Source organism: Mycobacterium sp. NAZ190054, from assembly GCF_001545925.1.
Lineage (GTDB): Bacteria > Actinomycetota > Actinomycetes > Mycobacteriales > Mycobacteriaceae > Mycobacterium.
On sequence record NZ_LMVQ01000346.1, the window covers coordinates 21,757 to 28,920 of the forward strand.

7 protein-coding genes are annotated in these 7,164 nt (G+C 69.5%); 5 read left to right on the forward strand and 2 right to left on the reverse strand.

Annotated features, from left to right (window positions below):
• Positions 1-26 precede the first annotated feature (26 nt).
• The 5 genes from ASJ79_RS21310 to ASJ79_RS21330 all read left to right on the forward strand — a co-directional run bounded on the left by ASJ79_RS21310 (position 27) and on the right by ASJ79_RS21330 (position 5,379).
• The gene (locus tag ASJ79_RS21310) at positions 27-704 is read left to right on the forward strand and encodes a PAS and ANTAR domain-containing protein (RefSeq protein ID WP_067959579.1); all 678 of its coding nucleotides are present in this window, start codon (positions 27-29) and stop codon (positions 702-704) included.
• Positions 701-1,261 (forward strand): isochorismatase family protein, encoded by a 561-nt coding sequence (locus ASJ79_RS21315; RefSeq protein WP_067959582.1) that lies wholly within the window; start codon positions 701-703, stop codon positions 1,259-1,261. Before ASJ79_RS21310 ends, ASJ79_RS21315 begins: the two co-directional genes overlap by 4 nt.
• A 94-nt stretch (positions 1,262-1,355) precedes the next feature.
• Positions 1,356-3,506 (forward strand): glycogen debranching protein GlgX, encoded by a 2,151-nt coding sequence (gene glgX, locus ASJ79_RS21320; RefSeq protein WP_067959586.1) that lies wholly within the window; start codon positions 1,356-1,358, stop codon positions 3,504-3,506.
• A gap of 237 nt (positions 3,507-3,743) precedes the next feature.
• Complete coding sequence (locus ASJ79_RS21325; RefSeq protein WP_067959589.1) at positions 3,744-4,568, forward strand: ATP-binding cassette domain-containing protein; 825 nt, start codon at positions 3,744-3,746, stop codon at positions 4,566-4,568.
• A complete protein-coding gene (locus ASJ79_RS21330; protein WP_067959592.1) occupies positions 4,558-5,379 on the forward strand; it encodes an ABC transporter permease in 822 nt (273 codons plus the stop codon). Before ASJ79_RS21325 ends, ASJ79_RS21330 begins: the two co-directional genes overlap by 11 nt.
• A gap of 4 nt (positions 5,380-5,383) precedes the next feature.
• Here the strand turns inward: ASJ79_RS21330 and ASJ79_RS21335 are convergent, their stop codons facing one another.
• Both ASJ79_RS21335 and ASJ79_RS21340 read right to left on the reverse strand, forming a co-directional pair.
• A complete protein-coding gene (locus ASJ79_RS21335) occupies positions 5,384-6,703 on the reverse strand; it encodes a phosphotransferase (RefSeq protein ID WP_067959594.1) in 1,320 nt (439 codons plus the stop codon).
• 51 nt (positions 6,704-6,754) lie between these two features.
• The gene (locus ASJ79_RS21340; protein ID WP_231750963.1) at positions 6,755-7,024 is read right to left on the reverse strand and encodes a hypothetical protein; all 270 of its coding nucleotides are present in this window, start codon (positions 7,022-7,024) and stop codon (positions 6,755-6,757) included.
• Positions 7,025-7,164 lie beyond the last annotated feature (140 nt).

Consider the following 7,164-nt stretch of genomic DNA (forward strand, 5'->3'; position numbering starts at 1 on the left):
TCAGGCAGCCACGCTAGGGTCGTGTCGTGGCGAGTGAGGATTCACTGGAACAGGCGCTCGCCGGGGGCGCGCCCCAGCGCGTCGGGTGGTTCCGGTTCTATTTCGCCGACGAACGCTGGGAGTGGTCCGAGCAGGTGCAGATCCTGCACGGCTACGAGCCGGGCACGGTGACACCGACGACCGAGCTCGTGCTGAGCCACAAGCACCCCGACGATCGCCAGCAGGTCGCCGCCACGCTGGAGGAGATGCGCCGCACCCACCGCACCTTCTCCACCCGGCACCGCATCATCGACACCGGCGGCAAGACCCACGAGGTGGTCGTGATCGGTGACCAGCTCCTCGACGCGGACGGCCGCCTGGTCGGCACGCACGGCTTCTACGTCGACATGACGCCCACCGACGCGCAGACCAAGGCCATGCTGACCGTGGCGCTGGCCGAGATCACCGAGCACCGCGCGGTGATCGAACAGGTCAAGGGCATGCTGATGCTGATCTACCGCGTCGACGACGACGCCGCGTTCGAACTGCTGCGGTGGCGTTCCCAGGAGACGAACGTCAAGCTGCGGGTGCTCGCCGAGCAGCTGCTGTCCGACTACCGGACCCTGGTGTACGAGGAGACCCTGCCGCCCCGCTCGACGTTCGACCACCTCCTTCTCACCGCGCACCTGCGGGTGGAGCGCGCCGGCGATACCGTGAACAGGTGACATCGAACAGGGCGCTGATCATCGTCGACGTGCAGAACGACTTCTGCGAAGGCGGCTCGCTCGCGGTCACCGGTGGTGCGGCGGTGGCGCGCGGCGTCAACGATCTGCTCGCCACCGACCCGGGTTACCGTCACGTGGTCGCGACCAAGGACTACCACGTCGACCCCGGCCCGCACTTCTCCGACGACCCGGATTACGTCGACTCGTGGCCGGTGCACTGTGTCGCGCACACGGCGGGCGCGGAGTTCCACCCCGATCTCGACACCGCCCCGATCGAGGCGGTTTTCGAGAAGGGACACCACTCGGCGGCCTACAGCGGGTTCGAGGGCCGGGACGGCGACGGCACCTCTCTGGCCGACTGGCTGCGCGCGCGGGACGTGCGCGCCGTCGACGTGGTGGGCATCGCCACCGACTACTGCGTGAAGGCCACCGCGGCGGACGCGGCCGCCGCCGGTTTCACCACCCGGGTGCTGCTCGACCTGACCGCCGGGGTGTCGCCGGCGACCAGCGCCGAGGCGGTCGAGGCGCTGCGCGCCGCCGGCGTCGAGACCTTGTGAGGCATCAGACGGTTGCACTGCCCGTGGCGCGGGCATCCCCTATCGTCGCCAACGCCGAAACCCGCCTTTCACCACGTATCCAGGAGAAGTCCACTTGACGCAAATCGCCGGCTCGGGAAACACCACGCTGGAACTGTGGCCCGGAAAGGCCTACCCGCTCGGCGCCACCTACGACGGGTACGGCACGAACTTCGCCCTGTTCAGTGAGGCCGCCGACAAGGTCGAGCTGTGCCTGTTCGACGGCGACGGCGCCGAGACCCGGATCACGCTGCCCGAGGTGGACGGGTTCGTCTGGCACGGGTACATCCCGAGCATCGAGCCGGGTCAGCGCTACGGCTACCGGGTGCACGGCCCGTACGACCCGGCCGGCGGGCTGCGGTGCAACCCGAACAAACTCCTCCTGGATCCGTACGCCAAGGCCATCGACGGACAGTTCGACTGGGGTCAGTCGCTGTTCAGCTACAACTTCGGTGACCCCGACAGCCGCAACGACGACGATTCGACCGTGAGCATGCCCAAGTGCGTGGTCATCAACCCGTACTTCGACTGGGGCGTGGACCGCCCGCCCGGCCACGAGTACGCCGACTCGGTCATCTACGAAGCCCACGTCAAAGGGTTGACGCAGACCCATCCCGACATCCCCGAGCAGATCCGCGGCACCTACGCCGCGGTGGCCCACCCGGTGATCATCGAGCACCTGCAGGGCCTGGGTGTCACGGCCATCGAGCTGATGCCGGTGCACCATTTCGCCAACGACTCCACGCTGGTGGACAAGGGGCTGTCCAACTACTGGGGTTACAACACCATCGGTTTCTTTGCGCCGGACTCCAAGTACAGCTCGAACCCGAACCCGGGCGGGCAGGTGCAGGAGTTCAAGGCCATGGTGCGGGCGCTGCACGAGGCCGGCATCGAGGTGATTCTCGACGTCGTCTACAACCACACCGCCGAGGGCAACCACCTGGGCCCGACGTTGTCCATGCGCGGCATCGACAACCCGGCCTACTACCACCTCGTCGACGACGACAAGCGCTACTACATGGACTACACCGGCACCGGTAACAGTCTCAACGTGCGGCATCCGCACACGCTGCAGCTGATCATGGACTCGCTGCGGTACTGGGTGACCGAGATGCACGTCGACGGGTTCCGGTTCGACCTGGCCTCCACGCTCGCGCGCGAGTTCTACGACGTCGACCGGTTGGCGACGTTCTTCGAGCTGGTGCAGCAGGATCCGGTGGTCAGTCAGGTCAAGCTGATCGCCGAGCCGTGGGACGTCGGCCCCGGCGGCTACCAGGTCGGCAACTTCCCGCCGCAGTGGACCGAGTGGAACGGCAAGTACCGCGACACGGTCCGTGACTTCTGGCGCGGGGAACCGGCCACCCTCGACGAGTTCGCCTACCGCCTGACCGGGTCGGCCGACCTGTACGAACACACCGCGCGGCGCCCGGTCGCGTCGATCAACTTCGTCATCGCCCACGACGGCTTCACGCTGCGCGACCTGGTGTCGTATAACGAGAAGCACAACGAAGCCAACGGCGAGGACAACAACGACGGCGAGAGCCACAACCGGTCGTGGAACTGCGGGGTCGAGGGGCCCACCGACGATCCGGAGATCCTCGCGCTGCGGTCCCGGCAGCAGCGGAACTTCCTGACCACGCTGCTGTTGTCCCAGGGTGTGCCGATGATCTGCCACGGTGACGAGCTCGGCCGCACCCAGGGCGGCAACAACAACGGCTACTGCCAGGACAACGAGATCACCTGGGTCGACTGGGCCAACGCCGACACCGACCTGCTGCAGTTCACCTGCACGGTGTCGCAGCTGCGCGCCAACCATCCGGTGTTCCGCAGGCGGCGTTTCTTCAGCGGCAAACCCGTGGGCCGGCGCGGCCAGGGACTGACCGACATCGCGTGGTTCACCCCCGACGGCGCCGAGATGACGGGCGAGGACTGGGGCTCGGGGTTCGCGAAGTCGGTCGGCGTGTATCTCAACGGCCAGGGGATCCCGGACATGGACGCCCGCGGTCAGCGGGTGCGGGACGACTCGTTCCTGCTGTTCTTCAACGCCCACTACGAGCCGATCGACTTCACGTTGCCGCCGAAGGAGTTTGCGGCCTCGTGGGAGCCCGTGGTGTCCTCGGTGGCCGCTGTGGCGCCGGAACCCGGGGAGTCCCACCAGGCCGGCGCCACGGTGTCCGTCGCGGCCAGGGCGGTGCTGGTGCTGCGCGCCTTGCCGAATCCGGCCTGAAAACTGTTGTGCGCCACGCGCTTAGCCCGGGCCGAGTCGGCCATGATTTCGGGAATGTTGTGTTAGCTTGAAGGTGCTGTTGCAACCGTGGCCACCGCGCGGGCAGCGGGTGTTCCCGTCTGCCCACCGGCCGGGCGGGCCGGGCGTAGGAGCCGTAGAGCGGCGGCGCCCTACCCGGTGGCCACGGTTGCCAGCCTCGACCCCGCGACGCCGTCCGGTGCGGCAGGAGCAGATGCGATGAGCCTCGACACCAGCCTGGCCGTCGACTGCCGCCACCTGACCCACCGCTACGGCGAGTTCACCGCCGTCGACGACCTCTCCCTGCAGGTCCGGGCGGGCGAGACCGTCGGACTGCTCGGGCCCAACGGCGCCGGGAAGACCACGGTGGTGCGGGTGCTGACCACCCTGACACCGGCCCAGCACGGCGAGGTGCTGATCTTCGGGATGGACGCACGCCGCCGCACCATGGACATCCGACACAACATCGGCTATGTCCCCCAACAACTCTCGATCGAGGCAGCGCTGACCGGGCGGCAGAACGTCGAGTTGTTCGCCCGGCTGTACGACGTGCCGCGGGCCCAGCGGCGGTCCAGGGTGGACGGCGCGCTGGACGCGATGCAACTGCTCGACGTCGCCGACGAACCCGCCGGCACCTACTCGGGCGGTATGGTACGTCGCCTCGAGCTGGCCCAGGCGCTGGTCAACCAGCCGTCGCTGCTCCTCCTCGACGAACCCACGGTGGGGCTGGATCCGATTGCGCGTGAGGGGGTTTGGGCCCAGGTGCGCCGCATGCAGGACGAGTTCGGGATGACGGTGCTGCTGACGACGCACTACATGGAGGAGGCCGACGTGCTGTGTGACCGGGTGGCGCTGATGCACCACGGCCGGATGCAGGTGGTCGGCACCCCGGCCGAGCTCAAGCGCGGGATCGCCCCGGACGGCCGGGAGGCCACGCTGGAGGACGTCTTCCGCCACTACGCCGGCTCGGATCTGGCCGGGGATTCCCGCGGGGGTTTGCGCGCGGTGCGTTCGAGTCGCAGGACGGCCCGCCGTGTCGGTTGAGCCGGCGGCCCGCCCGAACATCGTGCCGGCGCCGCGCGGATGGCGCCGGGTGCGCGGCATGCTGATGCGGGTCGGGGCCTTCGCACTGGTGGAACTGCAGAAGCTGCGCCGCGACCGCACCGAACTGCTCACCCGGATGGTCCAGCCCGCGCTGTGGCTGCTGATCTTCGGGCAGACGTTCTCGCGGCTGGACGTCATCGACACCGGGGACGTGCCGTACCTGGCCTACCTGGCGCCCGGCATCATCGCGCAGTCGGCGCTGTTCATCTCGATCTTCTACGGGATCCAGATCGTCTGGGACCGCGACGCCGGGATCCTGGCCAAGCTGATGGTCACCCCGGCGCCGGCGTCGGCGATCGTCACCGGAAAGGCCTTCGCGGCGGGCGTGCGCTCGGTGGTGCAGGTGATCGGCGTGGTCGCGCTGGCGTTCGTGCTGGGCGTGCACATGACGGCGAACCCGCTGAAGATCGTCGCGGCGATGGGTGTGGTGGTGCTCGGCTCCGCGTTCTTCGCGTGCCTGTCGATCGCGCTGGCCGGCCTGGTGCGCAACCGGGACCGGCTGATGGGCATCGGTCAGGCCATCACGATGCCGCTGTTCTTCGCGTCGAACGCGCTGTACCCGGTCGAGGTGATGCCGCAGTGGTTGCGCTGGCCGTCGGCGGTGAACCCGCTGTCCTACGAGGTGAACGCGCTGCGCGGGCTGTTGATCGACACGCCCGCCAACGGGGTGCTCGACGTGGCGGTGCTGGCGGTGGCCGCCGTGCTCGGCGTCGCCGCCGCGTCGGCGCTGCTGCGCAGGCTGGTGCGCTGACCGCTCAGCCGAGGATGCGCTCGATGGAACGCACCGGGATCGGCAGCCACGACGGCCGGAAACGCGCCTCGTAGGCCGCTTCGTAGACCGCCTTGTCCAGTTCGTAGGCCGCTAGCACCTGGCCGTGGTCGCGCGGGTCGATGCCGGCCACGGCCGCGTAGCCGGCGCAGAACGCGGCACCGTTGCGGTCCACCCAGGCCCGCGCCCGGGCGGCCATCGCGGCATCACCGTTGTCGTTGATGACCGTCTGGTACGCCGCGTACTCGAACGACCGCAGTACGCCGGCCACGTCGCGCAACGGCGAGTCCGGTCGCCTGCGCTCGTCGAGCGGCTGGCCCGGCTCTCCCTCGAAGTCGATCAGCAACCAGCTCTCGGGGGTGCGCAGCACCTGCCCGAGATGGAGGTCGCCGTGCACACGCTGCACCGGGATCGTCCGGCCGGACAGCGCCCGGTACCGGTCCGCGACGGCCGCCGCCCGGCCCGCCAACTGCGGTGCGGCCTGCGCCGCCGAGGCCAGCCGCGTGAGCATGGCGTCGACCGGGAACGGCGCGGTCGAGACACCCAGCGTGTCGGCCAGCGTGGCGTGCACCGAGGCCACCGCCTCCCCGAGCCGGTAGGACTCGTCGGCGAAATCGCTGCCCACCTCGTCGGCGAACAGTTCGCGGGTGCTGGCGGTGGCCATGTCCCAGCCCTCGGCGCTGTTCGCCGCGAACGCGGCCACCATGCCGAGCGCGGACGGGTCGGTGCCCGGCCCGGCCCATGAGGTCTCGTACGAGCCGAGCAGGGTCGCGACGTGCCGATTGCCGGCACGGGCCAGCACCCGGTTGAGCTCGATGTCGGGGTTGATGCCCGGGGTCACCCGGCGAAAGACCTTGAGCATGGCTTCTTTTCCGAAGATCACGCTGGTATTGCTCTGCTCCGCGCTCGACACCTTCGGCGGTGCGTTCACCGGGAGTACCGCACCGGGCTCCCTGCTGAACCGCAGGTCCGCGACGGTCGCCGACGTGTCGATCAGGCGCAGCAGGCTGCGCGCCGCTTCCGGGTCGAAGAGCGCGTCGTAGGCCGTGCGTCGTCCGTCCGGACCCGGCACGGTGCCGATCACGGCGGCCGGGTCGAGGCCGGCGGGCGCGGCGGGACCGTTCACCCACCGCACCAACAGCTGGTACCGCTCCACGGTGCCGTCGCCGTAACGCACGTCGAGCAGCACATGCTCGAGGCCGTCTTCGAGCGGGGTCACCGTCACCGGTTCGGCCGAGGCGAGTTCACGGCGGCGGCCGGCGTACCAGCGGCGGTGCACGATCCATTCGCCGAATGCCAGCGTCATGGTCTGGAACCTACCCAGCGCGGCGTCAAAAGAATCACCGTGCGCCGGACGTTACGGCAGGAAGCGTTCCGCTCCTGCGGTTCTGACGAACCGGGTGCTGTTCGCCTGGCGGTAGCCGATCACGCCGCCGCTGAAGGTCAGGAAGATCAGGCCGGCCACCCCGGGCAGCGCCACCGCCGCGATCTCCGCGACGGACGGGTTCGTCACGACCCGCGGATACGCGCCCAACCGCGGGGACTGCCCGCTCACCGGTGACACCGGCGCCGGAGCCGTCATCCCGGGGGTCGGCGGCACCGACCCGCGGATCACGGGCGTACGCACCCCGGCCACGCCGGGCGCAGATCGTCGCCGGAACCGGGCTGGTGGTCAGCACGGTCGGTCCGTACGGCGTCCACGGTCTGCCGCTGGTGGAGGCGTGCGCCTCGACGGGCACGGACTACGTCGATGTGGCCGGGGAGATC

Excerpts from the sequence above, each read along its gene's own strand:
- ASJ79_RS21325 (WP_067959589.1), top strand. The coding sequence starts at position 3,744 with ATGAGCCTCGACACCAGCCTGGCCGTCGACTGCCGCCACCTGACCCAC.
- ASJ79_RS21335 (WP_067959594.1), bottom strand. The coding sequence starts at position 6,703 with ATGACGCTGGCATTCGGCGAATGGATCGTGCACCGCCGCTGGTACGCC.